Genomic DNA, 19,100 nt, shown 5'->3' with positions numbered 1-19,100 from the left:
AACATTGGACGATATGCAACAATTATGCTAGATGCATTTTTTGTTTCATGTCCCCCAAACGCCAGTTAATGTATTGCATAGAGCAAGTATGTTTTGAAATTAGTATATTTGATAGAAACATTTCAGTATAGTGATGATGACGACTATTGAAGCCACTTACGAAAACGGGAAAGTGATTTTTAAGGAAACACCACCGACAAAAAGGACAAGTAAGGTTTTAGTAACGTTCCTTGAAGAATCAGAAAAAACATTACCTCTCAGAAAACGTCCTCTTGGGACAATGAAAGGAACCATTAAAATGGCCGATGATTTTAACGATTCAATAGAGGATCTAAAGGATTACATGTAATGGCATATCTATTGGACACTCATATTGTCCTTTGGGCCCTTGGTGAAGAAAATCGCTTATCCCCCTCGATCAGGGATATTATATCTAATGCTGACTCAGCTTGTTTCGTAAGCACAGCTTCTCTCTTTGAAATAGCAATAAAAAAGAAAATCGGGAAACTCGAACTGGCAAACCGTTAACCGAATATATACGAGAGATCGAAAGAATAGGTCTTCATCTATTACCGATTTCTCCTAACCATCTGGAATTTTACGATCTGATCCCACTTCACGATGACCATCGTGATCCTTTCGATAGACTTATAATTGCCATTGCGTATTTTGAAAAATTTACTATTCTTTCAGTAGATGAAAAATTTTCAAAATACAGCAAATTTGTGAAAGTAATCCAGTAGACTTCCTGCCATTACATCCCCAATTTTCTAAAAATCCCCGAAAGCTTCAATTACTTATACACATCCAAAATCCCCTTTAAACTCTCCAAAGTATCTGCCTCTGCGGCTTTCTTGTCTTTCCTCCATCTCAATATTCTCGGAAACCGTACCGCAATTCCTGATTTGTGCCGGGACGACTCATTGATCCCTTCAAAGCCAATTTCAAATACCAATTCTGGTTTCACAGTACGAACCGGTCCGAACTTCTCAATTACATTTCTCTTGATAAAATAATCGACCTGCCCTATCTCTACATCCGTCAGACCTGAATATGCTTTTGCAAAAGGTATCAACTTACCATCATCACCCCAAACAGCAAAAGTGTAGTCTGTGAACAGCTCTGCCCTGCGTCCGGAACCTTTTTGGGCATAAATCAAAACTGCGTCCACACTCAACGGATCAATTTTCCATTTCCACCAATCCCCTTTTTTACGCCCGACCTGATACGTACCGCTTTTACGTTTGATCATAAAACCTTCCGCAATATTCTCACGAGATGTAGGATGCAAAGTGTGCAAATCATCCCAGGAAGTAAATTTTACCAGGGGAGAAAGGTTAAATACAGATTGCTTCGGAATATTTTTATATAGCTTTTCCAGCTCTGTTCTTCTTTGAAATTGCGTCATACTTCTTGCATCGGCTCCGTTTACCTCCAATATATCATAAGCCAGAAATGCAACGGGTGCTTCTTCTAATACCTTTTTAGATAAATTTTTCCTTCCGATACGCGTTTGCAATACGTTAAATGGCATCGGTCTGCCATCATGGTAACTTACGATTTCACCATCCAGCACAGTGCCTTCCGGCAATACAGAAGCCAGAAAATGCAGCTCGGGAAATTTCTCAGTTGATAATTCTTCACCTCTTGTCCATATAAACAATTCACCATTGCGGTAAATAATTTGCGAGCGAATTCCATCCCATTTCCATTCAACCATCCAATCGTCAGGATTCCCCAGACTACTCACATCTCCCTCAATAGGATAAGCAAGAAAAAACGGGTAGGGTCGTGATGCATTGTCGTTCTCTCCTTCGTCCAGAATAAGCTTCTCAAATGTGGTGGTTGATGGCTCCCACTGCCCCATAACCCGGTGTGCAATTACACTCGAATCGGTAGCTGTCGCTTCTGCCAACGCCCGCACAACCAATGTTTGAGATACTCCAATCCGAAAACTCCCCATCAATAATTTATTAAAAACAAACGTCTCGTGCTGCGATAACTGCGTCCAGGCCCCAAGAATGTGATCGTGCTTTTCTTCGTCGGTCATGCCAGGAAGAAGACTCAGATAATGAAACCACTCGGTCAGGGATTTCTCCGATGAAGACGTTTGTGTACGTGGCAGGATAAGCGAAATTGTTTCCCCCAAATCTCCCACACTATGATAACTTTCCTGAAACAGCCACATGGGAATATTAGCTTCCGCTGCAGCCCATTCTTTCACCATAGTACGGTTCACCTTAAATGAAGGTCTGCGGCCCGTAAATAGTGTCAGCGCCCAAAGTTTGTCGTCGTCCGGAGCGGAAAGGAAATAATCCTTCATCAACTCCACCTTTGCATTGGTTTTGTTGGTTCTGTCCAGATTCATGAAAAGCTCTGCAAATTGTTTCATTTTTAGCCATGAGCTGATAGCTATGAGCCATTAGCTTTGTTTGTGTTTTTGAACATATATTCGTTGGAAGCGTACATTTCCTATGCTTCCGTCCCCCTGCCCACTCATTACCGTTCAGACCGGAGACTCCCCCTGCCCCTCTTCCTTTTGCTCGTCATCTTCGTTTCCGTACATTGTATGCACTTCACCAGCTTCAATTCCATTTTCATTCAGCCACCTTGAAAAAATACTGGTATAGCCATGTGTCACATAAACCTTCTCAGCTCCCGATTCTACCACTGCAGTATTCAGGTCAGGCCAGTCGACATGATCGCTTAATACGAAACCCTGATCAACCGCTCTTCTGTTTTTGGCACCGCGCAGAGCCATCCACCCCGAACAATACCCCAGCGAATACGGGTTAAATTTCCTGATCCAGGTACTGCTATCCACCGACGGAGGCGCCAGCACAAGAGAACCTCTGAACAACTTTTTATCTGTCTCTTTGGTAACCAGCTTCAGTTCAGGCAGATCGTGACCCACTTCCCTTAACTTTTCATTAAGTATGTAAATGGCTCCGTGGGCATAAATAGGTCCATCGGGCAACTGAATTCCTTTCAAAATCCGCTGCATTTTACCTAGTGAATAGCCCATCAGAATACTCGCTTTGTCGTCGCTTCTATTTTGAGCAAACCAGTTATCGATTTCGGAGAAAATTTCCTGCTGAGGCTGCCATTTGTAAATCGGTAAGCCAAAGGTGGATTCAGTAATAAAGACATTACATTTCACGGGCTCGTATGGGGCTGAGAATCCGTCGTCTTCCAGTTTGTAATCTCCGCTCGCAACCCAAACCTCTCCCTTGTATTCAACCCTTACCTGAGCAGAGCCAATAATATGACCGGCAGGATGCAACGAAAATGTAACGCCATTGATCACAGTCTTATCACCATATTCCACCGTTTGCAATGAAATATCCTGGCCCAAACGCAGACGTAAAATGGCTTCGCTGTGCTTATGAGAGAGATAGTGGCTACTTCCCCATCGGGCATGGTCGCTATGCGCATGCGTAATGATCGCCCGCTCCACAGGTATCCAGGGATCTATATGCACGTCTGCCTGCGCACAATAAATACTTTTTCCGGTAAATTGTAAAAGAGGTGTTGGCATACAGCAAATTAATTAAAAGTATGCCAGCACGAATACTCGCATTGACCCTTTCCTTTTATTTCTTACTACTTTTGCCGGAATCAGGATTACATCAATTGATACAATGAAGGAATCTACACTGCGTCATCTCATTTTACTGCTTTGTCTCGCTCTGGCATTCTACGCATGCCGGACAAAACAAGCTGATTCCACACAGCAGTTAACCGCTCAAAGTGAGCCCGACTCCCTCAACGAAAAGGTCTCTGTCCACCACGCACACGGATTTACCATCGACTATTTTGAAAATTACAAGGTGGTGAAGATTATAAATCCATTTGAGAAATCGACAGATACGACTACATACCTGCTTGTACAACGCGGAACTGCCATTCCTTCAATTGCAGAAAAAGCTACTGTCATTCAAATCCCGGTAAGAAGTCTTGCACTCACTTCGTCCATGCACATAGGTTTACTTTCCTATCTCAATTCAGAAGAAATACTTTCAGGACTGAGCAGTCTGCAATATGTTTTTTCTCCAAAAGTGATTGAAATGATTGATGCCAAAAAGATTGTCGAAATTGGAAAGGATCAGGGCATTAACGAGGAAAAACTCATCACCATGCAACCAGATTTGCTCATGACCACGGGCAGTCCGGGATCGCTGAAAGAACATAATCCGTTACTTTCTGAAGCAGGTATTCCTGTAATTATTAATTCTGAATGGGTCGAGAAAACACCTCTCGGACGTGCGGAATGGGTAAAACTGATGGCAGCTTTGCTCAATAAAGAAGAAATAGTTAACCGCAAGTTTGCCGAAACAGAGAAACGTTATGAGAATCTGGTTCAGCTGGCTTCGAAAGTCACCGAAAAACCTGTTATTCTCTCCGGACTCAATACAAAAGATGTGTGGTATATGCCCAACGGCAATAGCTATATGGCTCAATTTTTCAAAGATGCCGGAAGCAATTTCCCATGGAAGGCTACATCTGACGCCGGAAGTGCTCCACTGAGTTTTGAAACAGTATACCCGGTTGCGCTGAATGCCGACTTTTGGATGAATGTAGGTTTCGATCCCAACGATACCAGAAGTTCTGTACTGGCTCTGGACAAACGATACAGTGATTTCAAAGCGTTTAAGAATAACCGCATTTTCAGTTACAACAATCGTGTCAACACACGTGGATCCAACGATTTTTTCGAAACAGGCAATGTAGAGCCTGATGTAGTACTGGCTGATCTGCTCAGTATTTTTCATCCTGAACTCCTGCCTGATCACAAACCCGTTTATTACAAGCAATTGAAATAGCATGCGTCAAACCGTTTCCCATAAGACCATTTTAAGCGGACTGGCTGTGCTTGCATTATGCTTTTTCGGGCTTGATGTGATGTTAGGCTCTGTACAGATTCCATTCGGCCAGGTGGTTCGTATACTGGCAGGACAGGAAACGGACAATATTGCTTGGGTTTTTATCATTGAAAAAATACGATTACCAAAAGCGCTTACAGCCATCCTGGTAGGTTGTGGGTTATCTGTGAGCGGACTACAGATGCAAACGTTGTTTCGTAATCCACTCGCAGGGCCATCTGAGTTGGGTATTACTGCCGGAGCGGGCTTAGGCGTAGCCGCAGTCATGCTAGCAAGTGGTAGCAGCGCCAGTATCTATGCAATCCGACAACTCGGAGTGTCAGGAAGCTGGCTTATTATTGTAATGGCATCTTTGGGTTCCGCTCTGGTCTTATCCATCATATTGCTGATCGCCGGCAGAATTCGAGATAACGTAATCCTGCTTATTGTGGGCGTGATGATTGGAACTATTACACTTTCTGTAATCAGTATATGGCAATACTTTAGCCAGCCCGAGCAATTGCAGGAATATATAATGTGGACTTTCGGCTCATTAGGTGGTGTTACACAGCACCATCTTTATGTACTTACGGGTGTGGTCATCTTCGGTCTTTCTCTTTCATTTATCTCTTCCAAAGCGCTGAATGGACTATTACTCGGAGAAAATTATGCAAAAAGTATGGGATTGACCATCAGTAAAACCCGTCTGATTATTCTGGCAAGTACTAGTATACTTACGGGAAGCATTACTGCTTTTTGCGGCCCGATTGGTTTTATTGGCATAGCGGTTCCGCACATTACGCGTTCCTTAATGGGAACTTCCGACCATCGTGTTCTTATTCCGGGCGTCTGTCTTACAGGAACTGTACTGGTACTTCTTTGCGACATCATCGCCCAAATGCCAGGAACCCAAACAGTGTTACCTATTAATGTCGTTACCTCACTTCTCGGCGCTCCGGTGGTGATTTGGGTTATTATAAGCCGAAATAACCTGCGATCTTCTTTCTCATGAACCAGCCCGTCATCAAAACCATTGATCTGTCGGTCGGTTACAGACTGAAGAACAAAGCAGCCAAAATAGTAGGAACAAGCCTGAATCTGGAACTACACAAAGGGGAAATGGTATGTTTGCTAGGTCCAAATGGAGCTGGCAAATCGACTCTGATGAGAACCTTGTCAGGATTACAGCCAACACTTACCGGTTCTGTTGAAATCAACGGAATACCACTATCAACCATTGATGCGGCGGCATTAGCACGTCAATTGAGTCTTGTACTTACAGAGCGAATTGAGGTAGGTAACCTGAGTGTACAGGAAGTAGTAGCACTCGGTCGGATTCCGTATACCGGCTGGCTTGGTAAACTTTCAGATACAGATAAGCAAAAAGTGGAGTGGGCATTAGAAGCCACGGAAACGTCTGTATTCAGATCTCAAAAAATGAATAATCTGAGTGATGGAGAGCGACAGAAAGTAATGCTGGCAAGGGCTCTCGCACAGGATACAGATCTTATTTTACTCGACGAGCCCACTGCACATCTTGATTTACCGAGCCGCGTGGAGATCATGCAACTACTCCATAATCTGGCTCGCCAACATCAGAAGGCAATATTACTTTCCACACATGAACTGGACCTTGCCTTGCAAGCAGCTGACCGACTTTGGCTGATGAAAAAAAATGGGGCACTCATGGTCGGTACGCCGGAAGATATGGTATTGAATGGCAGTTTTGAAGATGCTTTTGCCAGGCCAGGTTTTTATTTCGACAAAAATTCCGGAGGTTTCAATATTCACCGGCACTCCCCGATTGCCGAAGTAGCTCTATCGGGTCCGCAGCACCTTGTTTTTTGGACCAGACGTGCTCTACAGCGGGAAGGCATTTCAGTGGCATCGCATAGCGATTGTAGCTTACAAATAACTGTTTCAGAAAAACAGGATCATATAACATGGAAATTGATGCCTGATAGCAAAGATTCTCTTCATACCACTTCCATTGCCGGGCTTCTCATGGAAATCCGCCGATTTCTCAGTTAACATATACTATTTTTTTTCGGACTCACGGAAACCTGAAAGTAATACGGGACGTTGCTTTAAAATACCATTTATGTTATGCTCAATAAAAAAATTAAATACATTTTCGCTGCCGGATTTGCATTGCTGATAGGCTATATCCTTTATGATTCGTTTTCTCAGCCTACAACTTCCGATCTGAAAGGTAATTTTAAAGAAACGGCTGTCTACCGCAATGAGAACAATACCGGACCTATCATGCGAATTTACGTAGTTACTGTTCAGGGAAATCCATGGGAAGAAATGCAGAAATACGGCGATATGATGCCGTATACAAAATATGGTTCAACCAAGGTATATTTCTTTCCTGAAAACATGCCTGCTCCGAAGAAACTCGTTCCTGATGAGCCGAATTTCGAAACAGAATTTAACAAAAACTGTCTGGCTGTGTATGAAAAAGACGGCAGCGGTCAGGTGAAATTCGTAAAAGCACCTTTTGGCTCCGGAATCTGAGACTCATTTTATATTTCGCATCACAACATTAAAATCATAGAACAATGATCGCAATCGACATCGTAAAAGAATATTACAATCATTTCAACAATCAAAATTGGGAAGGAATGCTTGGCTTGCTTCATACAGATATCCGTCATGAACCAAACCAGGGAGACCCACGCATCGGTATTGAAAAGTTTACAGAATTTCTGAAGATCATGGACACGTCCTATCAGGAAACGTTGACGGATATGGTATTTTTTAGTGAGTCTGGCAATAGTCGTGTGGCTGTGGAATTTACAGTTAACGGTATTTATAAAAAAGGAGAAGAGGGATTACCAGAGGCACACGGACAGTCCTACGTATTGCCGGCTGCTGCGTTTCTGGAGGTGAAAGAGGGAAAAATCAGTCGGGTTACGACCTATTACAATTTGCCACTTTGGATAAGCCTGGTTTCATAGGATGAAAAAGGAGAACCTGACATTTATACGTAAAACCGGAAGTGAGATCGAATCTGTTTTCGACGATCTGGCGGCACTTCGAATCGCCGTATTTCACGATTTTCCATATCTGTATGAAGGTTCGGTTGCTTACGAAAAGGAGTACTTGAAAATCTACTCCAATTCCAAAGATGCTTTTCTGTTTGCAGTTTATGACGGGGATAAAATGGTAGGAGCCACAACCTGTATCCCTCTTACTGATGAAACAGACGAAGTCAAAAAGCCATTTATTGATGCTGGCAGCGACGTAAGTAAAATCTTCTATTTTGGAGAAAGTATATTGTTGCACGAATACAGGGGACTAGGATTAGGACATCGTTTTTTCGATGAGCGAGAGTCGCATGCCAAAAGTTTCGATTCCTATTCATTGACCTGTTTTTGCTCGGTAGATAGGGCAGACAACCATCCTGCAAAACCAACTGACTACCGCCCCAATGATTTATTTTGGATCAAAAGAGGATATCAAAAAGAGCCTTCGCTTGTAAGTTATATGCAATGGCTGGATATTGGTGATAATGAAGAAACGTTGAAGAAGATGGTTTTTTGGGTTAGAGAATTGCAAGGACTTTAGTAATAAAATACGGTTTTCACGCAAAGAACGAGAAGGACCAATCCCGTTAGGGATGAAATTTCGGTAGAAAAACAAAGTTATATCATCACATGTGAGTGCCGTAGGTACGCAACAACAACGCCGCCAATTTTCAGGCAAAGGAAGGGAAGATATACTCAAAGATCTAAAGGTGATACTCTATCGATACAACGTTACGTACCTACGGCACTTAGGTAATGCATATACCATATCTGTTGCTACCAATATTACGTCCCTAGCGGGACTCTGTTGACTCACCTAGAGCTCTAATCCCGTTAGAGATGAAATTTCGGTAGAAAAACAAAGTTACATCATCCCGTGTGAGTGCTGTAGGTACGCAACAACGACGCCGCCAATTTTCACGCAACGCATCAAAAATGTATGCTAAGTGCCACTTCGCGATCTTTGCGTTTTTTCTTCTTTCCTTTGCCTGAAAATTTCAATTTACTATGAAAGTAAAAATCGCTGCTGCCCAATACCCTATTACGGCTCAAACTTCATTCGAAGTATGGGCTACACATACTGAGCAATGGGTTTCCAACGCCTCCAAAAACGGATCTCAGCTTCTGATTTTCCCGGAATATGGCGCTATGGAATTGGTAAGTATTTTTTCAAAAGAAATACAGTCGGATATCAAGTGGCAGGTGAACGAGCTCAACGCTGTTAAAGATAAATTTTGTGAAGTATTTGCTAACCTCGCTCACCAATATAAAACCACTATAATTGCCCCTAGCATACCAGTAATCGACAATGGTCGCAAAGTAAATAGAGCGCATGTCTTCTCAGCAAAGGGGCTAACCGGTTACCAGGATAAATTTTTTATGACCCGCTTTGAAAATGAAGAATGGGGAATTGAAAGTGGTGAAAAGAATCTGACTTTATTCGAAGCCGATTGGGGAAATTTCGGAATCCAGATATGTTATGATGTTGAATTCGGTATCGGTTCTCAACTGCTCAGTGCTGCCGGCGCAACAGTAATTGCAGTCCCCAGCTGCACTGAAACGATTCGTGGCGCCACTCGTGTACATATCGGAGCAAGAGCACGTGCACTCGAGAACCAGATTTATACGGCAGTAGCGCAGACAGTCGGGAATGCAGCGTGGTCGCCGGCAGTAGATATCAATTATGGGTTTGCGGCGTTTTACAGTACACCAGACAAAGACTTACCTGAAGAAGGTATAATTTCCACAATGATGCCTCAATTGGAAGGCTGGCACACTACAGAACTTGACCTTGATAAGCTGGACGAAGTAAGAAATAATGGCCAGGTTTTTAATTTTAAAGATCAGCAAAACATATTCACTTTTTTAGCTGATCAGAAAATCAGTATATCAACCAAACAAGTCTGAAATTCGTAGCGCTGTGGTCTGATTTTATTGTCCTTTTGTTCTAAATACTAACAGACAAAGTAATCGGCAATGAATACAGTACAAATTGATATTTCGGGTGATCAGGAAGAAACACTCGGTACAGCTGAAGATCTTACAGAAGAAATCATCCTTGATCCCCAGCTGAGTGAACAGCAGGGACTGAGAATACGCATTGATTTTGAAACTTCACGTGGTTTATGTACCGGATACTATATAGTTACAGAGGAAGGACATGAAGAACTCACCATGGAGCCGGATTCATTGATTATACTCACATCCCTCTATCCGGTGTACTACGGAACGTATATCCATCCTCTAAATAGGGATTGGGTAGAAATTGACATTTCAGAAACTCACAGCGGTAATCCTGAATACAAATTATACAACCGTTCCAAAGAGATATTATAGAGGGTTATTAACGAACAAAGCCGGATAAATCCGGCTTTGTTCGTTAATCTGTTGTGATGATATGTAATTTGACAGCTCAAAAATAAATCGCTTTCATTTCTGCATAAACAAGGGCAAATAGCAGGAATGAAAAGATAAGGATAACAAGATCTTTAAAAGATTCTGTCTTTTTTGATGCTTCCATATTGTTGTCCATATAAAATAAAGTGTGTTAGAACCCTTGAATGATTATTTGCAAACGCTTTTTTAAGACGTAACTTGTTTTCGTTGGTCACGGGTCTGCCTCAAAATAATTCGAAAGAATTGGACAAAAAAAATCTTCTCATGATAAGCCAACTATAACTTATCATGAGAAGATCAGTATCCAGGCAACCTATTCAGCTATTTCTTTCTTTGCAATGATATAATAAACAGGTATACCCAACAACGCGATGATCAGTCCCGGCCAGGTATATTCCGGTTTATAAATGATGAGTAGTACACAGAAAGCCAGTCCCATGATGATGTAGATGACAGGCAATATCGGGTATCCGAAGGCCTTGTATGGCCTTGGTGCATCCGGGCGTTTTTTCCGAAGTATAAATATCCCTACGATAGTAAGCATATAAAATACCACCACTACAAATGAGATCATATCGAGCAGATTGCCATATTTTCCGCTCAAAGCCCAAAGTGAAGCAATGATACATTGAATCCAAAGCCCGAACTCAGGAACTGAATTCTTATTCAACTCACCCACCTTTTTGAAGAATAATCCATCTTTCGCCATGGAATAATAAACCCTTGCTCCCGACATGATCAAACCATTGTTACATCCAAATGTAGAGATCATGATCATCACAGCTATAATGATGGTTCCCGCACCTCCGAATATTACCTGGGAAGCAGTAACACCCACGCGGTCTTTATCAGAAGCTGCGATATCCTGCAAGGACAAGACACCAGTGTACATAATATTCGTAAGCAGGTAAATAACCGTCACAATAATAGTCCCCAATGCAAGACTGAGTCCTATGTTGCGCTGCGGATTTTTGATTTCCCCCGCAATGAAAGTCACGTTATTCCATGAGTCACTACTGAAAATCGATCCAACCATAGAAGCAGCAATGGCTCCCAAAGCCGCAATAGTTGTATAGGTTTCAATGCTTCCGTCAATATTTAGTTTATGCAGATCCCACATGGTAGCAGAATCCCAGTTTGCAGCCCAAACTTCCGGTTTCATGAAGATCAGACCAAAAACAATCAAGCCCAGTAAACTAAGCAATTTGGTCAGTGTAAACGTAGTTTGAATGACTTTTCCTCCATTTACACCTTTGGTATTAATATAAGTGAGTAATACAATCACGACGATGGACAGGAGCTGCGCCGGTGATATTTGTAAAAAACCCATATCTATGGCGACAATATCTTCGCTGATGGCCGGAATCAGATAGGCAGTGAACTTCGCGAAAGCAACTGCTACAGCTGCAATTGTTGCAGTTTGAATTACTGTAAAAAAGCTCCATCCATACAGGAAGCTGACAAGTGGATTGTAGGCTTCTTTGAGATATACATATTGCCCTCCGGCCTTAGGAAACATTGCGCTTAATTCTCCGTAGCTCAACGCAGCCGTGAGTGTCATAAAACCGGTAATTACCCACACAAACATGAGCCAGCCAACACTTCCGGTATTTCTGGTGATATCTGCACTCACGATGAATATCCCAGAGCCGATCATACTTCCGGCAACCAGCATGGTGGCATCGACCAGGCCAAGGGAGGGTTTAAATGAGGTAGTTTCTGTACTACTTTCAGTTGACATAAAGAGTAATAGAGTTAAAGGTCAGGATTCGTTTTTGTAAGCTACGATATTATTTGAAACTATAAAACTTCCACTTCGTTTTGAAATCGGGAGTGAGTTTCTGGTTTGTAAGTGTAGCTCTCACCATCTCAATCGGCATATTGTTCTCCTTCATGATGGCATCGTGGAATTGTGTAAAAGTCATTTTGCCGCTATCCACCAACTCTCCTTTCAAACTGAATATCTGCAAACCTCCAACCAGGTAAGCCAACTGATAAAGCGGACTATAGTTTCCTTCAAACGAGCGCCTTACTTCTCCTTCGGCATTGGCTCTTTCATGCCCTACCCTGTCGACAAGGAAATCGATACATTCCTGTGGTGTCCATTTTCCTAGATGATAGTTGAGCGAGAAGATGATACGCGCGCAACGGTGCATACGCCAGAACAACATCCCGATTCTTTCTTCCGGAGTTTTGGCAAAACCTTTGTCGTAAAGCAACAGCTCCCAGTACAATGCCCAGCCCTCAGTCCAGAACGGTGTACGGAAATCGCCACGGTAAGATTTATAGCGACTGTTCATATAGTATTGTAAATGATGCCCAGGTACCAACTCGTGATGCACAGTAGAACGGGAGAAATATGGGTTGTTGCCACGCATACTCATCAGCTTGTCGTCGTGCGCCATGGTGTTGGTCGGATAAGAAATAATGATATCACGACCACCCAAAAAGAACGGATTCACCAACTGGCGCTCTGGCGTCATCATTTGCATACCCCAGGTTTCATCTGCAATTTCAGGATATTCGCCAAGCTTGTTTTTCAGGATAAATTCTTTGGCATCATTATATAATTTCATGATCAGCTCAGGCTGCTGACCGGCAGGAACGTAGCTGTTTTTTACCTTTTCCTGTGCTTTTTTCCAATCATTCCCAAAGCCCATTTCCTGAGAAGCTTTCAATAATTCTTTATCACACCAGGCAAATTCTTTGTTAGCAAGCTCAATCAATTCGTCAGGTGTGTAGCTTATCATTTCTGTTTTGAGCTGACGTATCAACTCTTCGCGACCAATAGGTACTCCCTTAATTCCGCTGACATCGTCTTTCTGTGTTGTATTGAGCTTACCTTTTTTTCTAACGGTACGCGCATACGCAACCAATGTACTATCCAAAGCTTTGTAGGGCTTAGGCACCCACCAGGTAAACATCGGATCATATCCGTTATAGAAATCAAAAGTACTTTTTAATCTTGCCTGAATACCGCTGATTGCCTCTTCTCCCCGAACAGCCAATGGCATGTCCAGAGACTCTACCTTTTTGAAAGACTCGGCTGCAGCATTCACTTCTTTAAGAATGGCATTCAATTCTGTTGCCACCTTTTCGCCATCCACAGTAGCTCCGCGGCGACGTCCTTTTTCAAACGTGTATATTTTTTCGGCAAAAGGAATATACTTCTGTATTTCGTTGTATTCCTTTTCTTCCTGAGATAAGGTCAGCTGATGATCTTCAATATTTCTTTTTAATAACAGATAGTCAACCTGTCCATACTTACTCATTGCATTGAAGTCAAGCTTTGAAAGTTTGCTCAGATAATCCTTATCGATTTCGTTCAGCCTCTTGCGCTGTTCAGGCGAATTGAGTGTGTTTGGCGCGCCACCGTAACCTCTGCTCGCCACCATAGGGGAATAAAAATAACGCACAGCCCGGATGTCCTGGCTATACTGAATTATTAAACCGGCTGTTTCACTGGATTGTTCGTATAGATTGAATTTGCTGGCGGGAGTTTGAGCCCGTAATCCACTCGCTACAGAAAGCAACACGACAAACGTTCCCACGCAGCGGAACAAAGCTTGACTTCTCATAAGGTTCAGGTATAGATTAAGTAATTGTTGTCAGGTTAATGTGCTCTTATTACAAGAAATTCTTCCTGTTGGCATAAAAAAAGTGAGCTGTCGGGGGACAGCTCACTGGTATCTTTCAGGATTATATATTTTGATGTCGGCTGACAGCGCGGTTCTGTCCGCAAGCTCTGCAACCAATTTACCTGTTGCCGGCCCCAGACTAACGCCCATCATGCCATGTCCTCCCGCAACGATCAGGTTTTTCAGTTTTTTGCTATAGCCCAGATACGGCAGGCCATCCGGTGAGCACGGTCTGAACCCGTACCAGATTCTGCTTTCTGCCGGAACAGGCACGTTTAGTTCAGGATAATATTGCGGGATAGAATTAACAATCCCTTCTACCCTGTTCATATTGATTTTATTGTTCAGCGCAGCCAGTTCCATCGTTCCTCCGAAGCGAACCTGTCCGTTCATTGGCGTCACTGCCACCCGCGCTTCGATCAGCAAGGCAGGGTGTACGATAGGATGTGCATCGTTCTCCTCCATAAATGAATAGCCTTTGCCTGGCATTACAGGAATAGATAGCCCAGCGAGCTTCGCCAGTTGCGGAAGCCACGACCCACCTGTCATGATCACCAGATCACCGCTTACATTTCCTTTGTCCGTTACCACAGATTTTACTTCACCGTTCTGAATTTCATATCCGGTCACATCTGTGTTGGTCTGAATTTCGCCACCTTTTGACTTGATATAACTTACAAGTTGCGAAATCAGTGCATGAGGATAAAGATGTGCATCGCAATGGTAATGAACTGCTCCTTTGACATCCAGTTTTAAACCCGGTTCAATGGCCTGCACTTGTTCGGCTGTCAGCATTTCTACGTCCAGTCCTAACTTCTGTGCATCCTTTCCTACGTGAATTTCTTCTTCTCCTGCTTTCTCCGTTTTGTAAAGCATAAGAATCCCTTTCTTTTCGAGGCCAAAGTCGAAACCTTCTTCTTTGGAAAGGTCTTCATACAGTTGCTTGCTCAACAAATGATAATCTCTCAAAAATGGAGCTGCTCGTTCTACGTTAGCAGGCGTAGCACTTTTCATGAATTTCAATCCCCAGGAGATCAATGAAAAATCCAGTGACGGTTTTACATAAAAAGGACTGCGGCTATTGAACATCCATTTGATTCCCTTTGAGATCATACCCGGGGCTGCCAATGGTATGAAGTGACTCGGGACAATCATTCCGGCATTACCATGAGAGCAATTGTCCGACAAATCCCCTTTATCTATCAAAGTCACTTTCCATCCGCTTTTCAACAGATAGTAAGCCGAGGCCAACCCCATGATGCCACCTCCAATAATTACGGCTTTGCCTTTATTTTCCATATTAACCTCGGCCGTCAGCAATCAGCTTTCGGCCTTTTATAGATTTGTTGCCCTATTTGATATTATGTTATGCAATAGCACATGTCGACGGCCGACGACTGATAGCCGACTGCCATTAAATTACCTGGAAGCCGTATGCATACGGATCTTCTTCGTCGTCGATGAATATATTATTGTAACCTGTTACCACTGCCCATCCTTCGATTCCCGGAATGATGGCAGGCTTATCTCCGATTGTTACTTCGTCCTCCACAGTTCCTGTGAACTTGGAGCCGATGATACTTTCGTGAATAAACTCATCTCCTTTTTTCAATTTACCCTGCGCGTGCCACTGTGCCATCCTTGCAGATGTACCTGTACCGCATGGAGATCTGTCAATCGCTTTGTCTCCATAGAATACAGCGTTGCGCGCCGTAGAAGTCGGATCGATTACGGATCCTGTCCACAGGAAATGGCTCAGCCCTGTAATGTGTTCATTCTCGGGATGAACAAACTTATATTGCTCATTCATCCTCGTCCGGCAAACACGGCTCCAGCTGATCAGTTGATCGGCAGTATAATGCTCCAGTCCTTTGAAGTTTTCCTGAGGATCCACGATAGCATAAAAATTACCACCGTAAGAAACGTCGACAGTCAATGTTCCCAGATCAGGGCATTCTACCGTCAGTTTTTCTGCAGCCAGAAATGATTTCACATTCACCAACTTCACAGACTTCACTTTTTTACCTTCTTGTCTGTACTCTACAAGCACAAGTCCGGCAGGTGTTTCAAGCCGCAGTTTGCCTGGTACTTTTGGAGTAACCAGTCCTTCTTCTATAGCAATTGTAACCGTACCAATCGTACCATGTCCGCACATTGGCAGGCATCCGCTGGTTTCGATATACAATACGCCAATGTCATTTGCGGGATCAATCGGTGGATAGAGTATACTCCCGCTCATCATGTCATGGCCGCGGGGTTCAAACATCAGTCCTTTTCTGATCCAGTCAAATTCTTTCAGGAAATGCAAACGCCTTTCCATCATACTATTTCCATTCAGTAAAGGTCCGCCTCCGGCAACCACCCGGACAGGGTTCCCACATGTGTGGGCATCTATACAGAAAAAGGTTTTTCTCATTATATTAAGGCTATCGGCAGTCGGCAGTCAGCTTTCGGCACGGGATCAGTTTATTTGGCTATCGGCGGTCGGCAATCAGCTTTCGGCGCGGGTCAAGTTTTTATGGCTTTTGGCAGTCGGCTATCAGCTTTCGGCTTTGAGCACTGGTTCAAGAATTCTATATAACCCGGGAAGCTTGAAGACTTCCCGGATTTGATTTAGCTAACAGCTGCTTTTGTCAATTCATTATTAACAGTCCGCCAGATTCCCAACGGATTGCTCGTTTTCAATTCCTCCGGCAGAAATTCATCCGGCCAGTTTTGGAAACTGAGCGGTCTTACAAATCTTTTGATAGAATCGGATCCTACAGAAGTAAACTGCGCATTGCTTGAAGAAGGGAAAGGTCCACCGTGGTGCATCGCTTTGCAAACTTCAACGCCTGTAGGAAAATTATTAAAGATAATTCTTCCGCACTTGCTTTGAATAGTAGCTACCAGTTCAGCATTAGCAGCTACATCACCTGTTGTTGCCAATAAGGTGGCTGTAAGCTGACCATGCAATTTCTCTGTAACAGCTAGCATTTCAGCCTCATCCTTACATTTGATGATCAATGCAAAAGGTCCGAAAACTTCTTCCTGCAAAGCATCATTGACCAGGAAATCAACGCCCAATGCAGTAGCTACTACAGGTGCCCCGAATCCTTCAGCGGCTTCCGCTTCAGCAATTGCCTCCACTTGTACGCCAGTCTGAGATGTCAGTTTTTCTTTATTACTGATATATGCTTTTGCGATACCGGCATGTAACATTGGCGCAGGTACTGCATTTTTGATTTCAGCGCTAAACGTCTCAATGAATTCATCCAGCTCAGGGCTTTGCACACCTATGGCCAAACCAGGATTGGTACAGAACTGCCCAACTCCTAAAGTCAGTGAACCAACATATTGCTTGGCAAGCTCTGAAGCTGAAGCCTTTAACTTTTCAGGAAGTATAAAAACAGGATTGACACTTCCCATTTCAGCATACACAGGAATAGGCTCAGGACGTGCCGCAGCTACATCCATCAAAGCTTTTCCACCACGATATGATCCTGTGAAACCAACCGCTTTAATCAATGGATGACTTACCAGAAGTTGCGCTTCTTCGTTGGTTTCGCAAAAAACGTGAGAGAATGTTCCTTGTGGCAACCCGCTTTTTTCAACTGCACGTAAAATGGCATCCGCCATAATTTGTGAAGTTTCAGGGTGTCCCGGATGCGCTTTCACGATTACACTGCAGCCGGCAGCAAAAGCGCCGGCAGTATCACCACCCGCAGTAGAAAATGCAAAAGGAAAATTGCTTGCACCAAACACGGTTACAGGCCCAAGCCCCACATTCGTTTTTCTGATATCGGGCTTAGGAGGTGTACGTTCAGCATTAGCGGTATCAATACTGATATCCAGCGAATCTCCTCTTTCTACTGCATCTGCATAGCTTCTCCATTGGAATATAGTTCTGCCTTTTTCGCCAACCAGACGTCCTTCCGGCAAATGCGATTCTCTTTGAGCAGTAGTGATAAGCTCAGGACCGAGTGCCTCTATTTCATCAGCAACGGTGCGCATAAAAGCGATTCTTTGAGCCAGACTCAATTTACTTATTACAGTAAATGCTTGCTGAGCCTGCTGTACAATACCTTCTATTCCTTCTTTTGAGACACTCATACTTTTTAGTTTTTTTAATCAAAATACCCTTGTTATGTAACCTATCGGCATGATACTTAGTTCAGACCATCAGGAGGCTACATAACAAGAATAAATTTATGATCAGCGATGAGCTGACGCCGGAAACCTATTATGCAACAACGTCTGCTGAAAGGCTCAGGTAGTCAGACAAAACAGGTTGTGTTTCAATTGCCTTGTTGATGATCGCCAATACTTTTTCTCTTTCTTCTCCTTTAAGGACTTTACGTGGAGCTCTTACGTATTCTGAACCAATACCAGCTTGTGTAGCAGCCAATTTGATGTTCTGAACAAGTTTTGGATGAATATCAAGTTCAAGCAATGGCAAGTACCAGCGGTAGATGCTCAAAGCCTCTTTGTATTGTCCTGCTTTTACAAGATTGAAGATCGCTACAGTTTCTTTCGGGAAAGCGTCGATCAAACCACCAACAACTCCGTCAGCTCCCAACATTACTTCTTCCATGATCAGCGTATCAACTCCGCAGAACACTTTGAAACGGTCTCCGAAACGGTTGAAAAGACGCGTTACGTTGCTCACATCGCGGGTCGATTCCTTAATAGCATGTATGTTAGGAAGTTTCGCCAGTTCAGCAAACATATCCAGAGAAACCTCAATTTTGTAGTCAACAGGATTGTTGTAAATCATGATAGACAAAGAAGTACTTTCTGCTATTGTAGTGAAATACTCAACAGTTTCTTCATCATCTGCTTTGTAACGCATTGGAGGAAGAACCATCAAACCATCCGCTCCAACTACCTCAGCACCTTTTGCCAAAGCTACAGCTACAGCTGTAGACTGCTCAGCAATACAAAGTACTACAGGCATACCCGCAGGCAAGATACCTTTTGCAGCTTTTACCAATTCAAATTTCTCATCAGTTGTAAGCGTACTCGCTTCCCCGAGAGAACCTGCAATAATGACACCGGAAATTCCTGCTTCAACCTGTGCAAGAAGATTTTTTTCAAACAGAGCGAAGTCGATTGTATCCTCAGCTGTAAACGGAGTTAGCAATGCAGGATACACTCCCTGCCATAGTTCTTTGTTCATATATAAGTTTATT

General features: G+C 43.2%; 18 protein-coding genes. 10 read left to right on the top strand and 8 right to left on the bottom strand.

Going from position 1 to position 19,100, the window contains the following annotated elements:
• Positions 1 to 133: 133 nt before the first annotated feature.
• Entirely contained in the window at positions 134 to 349 is a 216-nt protein-coding gene (locus tag DSL64_RS08580; protein WP_115830308.1) for a DUF2281 domain-containing protein, read from the top strand.
• Positions 350 to 536: 187 nt separating this feature from the next.
• A complete protein-coding gene (locus DSL64_RS29530; RefSeq protein WP_115830572.1) occupies positions 537 to 743 on the top strand; it encodes a PIN domain-containing protein in 207 nt (68 codons plus the stop codon).
• Positions 744 to 793: 50 nt separating this feature from the next.
• On the opposite strand, the gene DSL64_RS08565 is transcribed toward DSL64_RS29530, so the two are convergent.
• Together DSL64_RS08565 and DSL64_RS08560 are read right to left on the bottom strand one after the other, a co-directional pair.
• Positions 794 to 2,392, bottom strand: coding sequence for an ATP-dependent DNA ligase (locus DSL64_RS08565; protein WP_115830305.1), 1,599 nt, complete (start codon positions 2,390 to 2,392; stop codon positions 794 to 796).
• Positions 2,393 to 2,506: 114 nt separating this feature from the next.
• Positions 2,507 to 3,538: a ligase-associated DNA damage response exonuclease gene (locus DSL64_RS08560; protein ID WP_115830304.1), complete on the bottom strand. Its 1,032-nt coding sequence runs from the start codon at positions 3,536 to 3,538 to the stop codon at positions 2,507 to 2,509.
• Between the two features lie 103 nt (positions 3,539 to 3,641).
• Here DSL64_RS08560 and DSL64_RS08555 point away from each other — a divergent pair, with 103 nt between their 5' ends.
• The 8 genes from DSL64_RS08555 (at position 3,642) to DSL64_RS08520 (ending at position 10,231) form a co-directional block, all read left to right on the top strand.
• Entirely contained in the window at positions 3,642 to 4,823 is a 1,182-nt protein-coding gene (locus DSL64_RS08555) for an ABC transporter substrate-binding protein (protein WP_115830303.1), read from the top strand.
• Position 4,824: 1 nt separating this feature from the next.
• Complete coding sequence (locus DSL64_RS08550; protein WP_115830301.1) at positions 4,825 to 5,874, top strand: FecCD family ABC transporter permease; 1,050 nt, start codon at positions 4,825 to 4,827, stop codon at positions 5,872 to 5,874.
• Positions 5,871 to 6,893, top strand: coding sequence for an ABC transporter ATP-binding protein (locus DSL64_RS08545; protein WP_115830300.1), 1,023 nt, complete (start codon positions 5,871 to 5,873; stop codon positions 6,891 to 6,893). The genes DSL64_RS08550 and DSL64_RS08545 overlap by 4 nt, the downstream gene beginning before the upstream one ends.
• 75 nt (positions 6,894 to 6,968) lie before the next feature.
• Entirely contained in the window at positions 6,969 to 7,382 is a 414-nt protein-coding gene (locus DSL64_RS08540) for a hypothetical protein (protein WP_115830299.1), read from the top strand.
• A gap of 44 nt (positions 7,383 to 7,426) precedes the next feature.
• On the top strand, positions 7,427 to 7,825 hold the full coding sequence (locus DSL64_RS08535) for a nuclear transport factor 2 family protein (protein ID WP_115830297.1): 399 nt from the start codon (positions 7,427 to 7,429) through the stop codon (positions 7,823 to 7,825).
• A gap of 1 nt (position 7,826) precedes the next feature.
• Positions 7,827 to 8,435 (top strand): GNAT family N-acetyltransferase, encoded by a 609-nt coding sequence (locus tag DSL64_RS08530; RefSeq protein ID WP_115830296.1) that lies wholly within the window; start codon positions 7,827 to 7,829, stop codon positions 8,433 to 8,435.
• Positions 8,436 to 8,902: 467 nt separating this feature from the next.
• The gene (locus DSL64_RS08525; protein ID WP_115830294.1) at positions 8,903 to 9,802 is read left to right on the top strand and encodes a carbon-nitrogen hydrolase family protein; all 900 of its coding nucleotides are present in this window, start codon (positions 8,903 to 8,905) and stop codon (positions 9,800 to 9,802) included.
• Positions 9,803 to 9,871: 69 nt separating this feature from the next.
• A complete protein-coding gene (locus tag DSL64_RS08520) occupies positions 9,872 to 10,231 on the top strand; it encodes a hypothetical protein (RefSeq protein WP_115830293.1) in 360 nt (119 codons plus the stop codon).
• Between the two features lie 373 nt (positions 10,232 to 10,604).
• Here the strand turns inward: DSL64_RS08520 and DSL64_RS08515 are convergent, their stop codons facing one another.
• The 6 genes from DSL64_RS08515 to DSL64_RS08490 form a co-directional block, all read right to left on the bottom strand.
• Positions 10,605 to 12,032, bottom strand: a complete 1,428-nt coding sequence (locus DSL64_RS08515) for an APC family permease (RefSeq protein WP_115830292.1) — start codon at positions 12,030 to 12,032, stop codon at positions 10,605 to 10,607.
• Between the two features lie 49 nt (positions 12,033 to 12,081).
• Positions 12,082 to 13,869, bottom strand: coding sequence for a DUF885 family protein (locus DSL64_RS08510; RefSeq protein WP_115830291.1), 1,788 nt, complete (start codon positions 13,867 to 13,869; stop codon positions 12,082 to 12,084).
• 102 nt (positions 13,870 to 13,971) lie between these two features.
• Positions 13,972 to 15,228, bottom strand: a complete 1,257-nt coding sequence (locus DSL64_RS08505) for an NAD(P)/FAD-dependent oxidoreductase (RefSeq protein ID WP_115830289.1) — start codon at positions 15,226 to 15,228, stop codon at positions 13,972 to 13,974.
• 115 nt (positions 15,229 to 15,343) lie between these two features.
• On the bottom strand, positions 15,344 to 16,345 hold the full coding sequence (locus tag DSL64_RS08500; protein ID WP_115830288.1) for a 4-hydroxyproline epimerase: 1,002 nt from the start codon (positions 16,343 to 16,345) through the stop codon (positions 15,344 to 15,346).
• A 197-nt stretch (positions 16,346 to 16,542) separates the two neighbouring features.
• Positions 16,543 to 18,021, bottom strand: a complete 1,479-nt coding sequence (locus DSL64_RS08495) for an aldehyde dehydrogenase (NADP(+)) (protein WP_115830287.1) — start codon at positions 18,019 to 18,021, stop codon at positions 16,543 to 16,545.
• A 130-nt stretch (positions 18,022 to 18,151) separates the two neighbouring features.
• Positions 18,152 to 19,087: a dihydrodipicolinate synthase family protein gene (locus DSL64_RS08490; RefSeq protein ID WP_115830285.1), complete on the bottom strand. Its 936-nt coding sequence runs from the start codon at positions 19,085 to 19,087 to the stop codon at positions 18,152 to 18,154.
• Positions 19,088 to 19,100 lie beyond the last annotated feature (13 nt).

It is taken from the genome of Dyadobacter luteus (assembly GCF_003383615.1).
In the GTDB taxonomy this organism is placed as follows: domain Bacteria; phylum Bacteroidota; class Bacteroidia; order Cytophagales; family Spirosomataceae; genus Dyadobacter; species Dyadobacter luteus.
The sequence above is the reverse complement of the archived record's forward strand: the minus strand, read 5'-3'. Positions and strand labels throughout refer to the sequence as shown.

What these genes read in the sequence shown, in the direction of transcription:
- DSL64_RS08535 (WP_115830297.1), top strand. Translation starts at nt 7,427, where the DNA reads ATGATCGCAATCGACATCGTAAAAGAATATTACAATCATTTCAACAAT.
- DSL64_RS08550 (WP_115830301.1), top strand. Translation starts at nt 4,825, where the DNA reads ATGCGTCAAACCGTTTCCCATAAGACCATTTTAAGCGGACTGGCTGTG.
- DSL64_RS08495 (WP_115830287.1), bottom strand. Translation starts at nt 18,021, where the DNA reads ATGAGTGTCTCAAAAGAAGGAATAGAAGGTATTGTACAGCAGGCTCAG.
- DSL64_RS08490 (WP_115830285.1), bottom strand. Translation starts at nt 19,087, where the DNA reads ATGAACAAAGAACTATGGCAGGGAGTGTATCCTGCATTGCTAACTCCG.
- DSL64_RS08540 (WP_115830299.1), top strand. Translation starts at nt 6,969, where the DNA reads ATGCTCAATAAAAAAATTAAATACATTTTCGCTGCCGGATTTGCATTG.
- DSL64_RS08565 (WP_115830305.1), bottom strand. Translation starts at nt 2,392, where the DNA reads ATGAAACAATTTGCAGAGCTTTTCATGAATCTGGACAGAACCAACAAA.
- DSL64_RS08510 (WP_115830291.1), bottom strand. Translation starts at nt 13,869, where the DNA reads ATGAGAAGTCAAGCTTTGTTCCGCTGCGTGGGAACGTTTGTCGTGTTG.
- DSL64_RS08505 (WP_115830289.1), bottom strand. Translation starts at nt 15,228, where the DNA reads ATGGAAAATAAAGGCAAAGCCGTAATTATTGGAGGTGGCATCATGGGG.
- DSL64_RS08530 (WP_115830296.1), top strand. Translation starts at nt 7,827, where the DNA reads ATGAAAAAGGAGAACCTGACATTTATACGTAAAACCGGAAGTGAGATC.
- DSL64_RS08520 (WP_115830293.1), top strand. Translation starts at nt 9,872, where the DNA reads ATGAATACAGTACAAATTGATATTTCGGGTGATCAGGAAGAAACACTC.
- DSL64_RS08555 (WP_115830303.1), top strand. Translation starts at nt 3,642, where the DNA reads ATGAAGGAATCTACACTGCGTCATCTCATTTTACTGCTTTGTCTCGCT.
- DSL64_RS08515 (WP_115830292.1), bottom strand. Translation starts at nt 12,032, where the DNA reads ATGTCAACTGAAAGTAGTACAGAAACTACCTCATTTAAACCCTCCCTT.
- DSL64_RS08545 (WP_115830300.1), top strand. Translation starts at nt 5,871, where the DNA reads ATGAACCAGCCCGTCATCAAAACCATTGATCTGTCGGTCGGTTACAGA.
- DSL64_RS08525 (WP_115830294.1), top strand. Translation starts at nt 8,903, where the DNA reads ATGAAAGTAAAAATCGCTGCTGCCCAATACCCTATTACGGCTCAAACT.
- DSL64_RS08500 (WP_115830288.1), bottom strand. Translation starts at nt 16,345, where the DNA reads ATGAGAAAAACCTTTTTCTGTATAGATGCCCACACATGTGGGAACCCT.
- DSL64_RS08580 (WP_115830308.1), top strand. Translation starts at nt 134, where the DNA reads ATGATGACGACTATTGAAGCCACTTACGAAAACGGGAAAGTGATTTTT.
- DSL64_RS08560 (WP_115830304.1), bottom strand. Translation starts at nt 3,538, where the DNA reads ATGCCAACACCTCTTTTACAATTTACCGGAAAAAGTATTTATTGTGCG.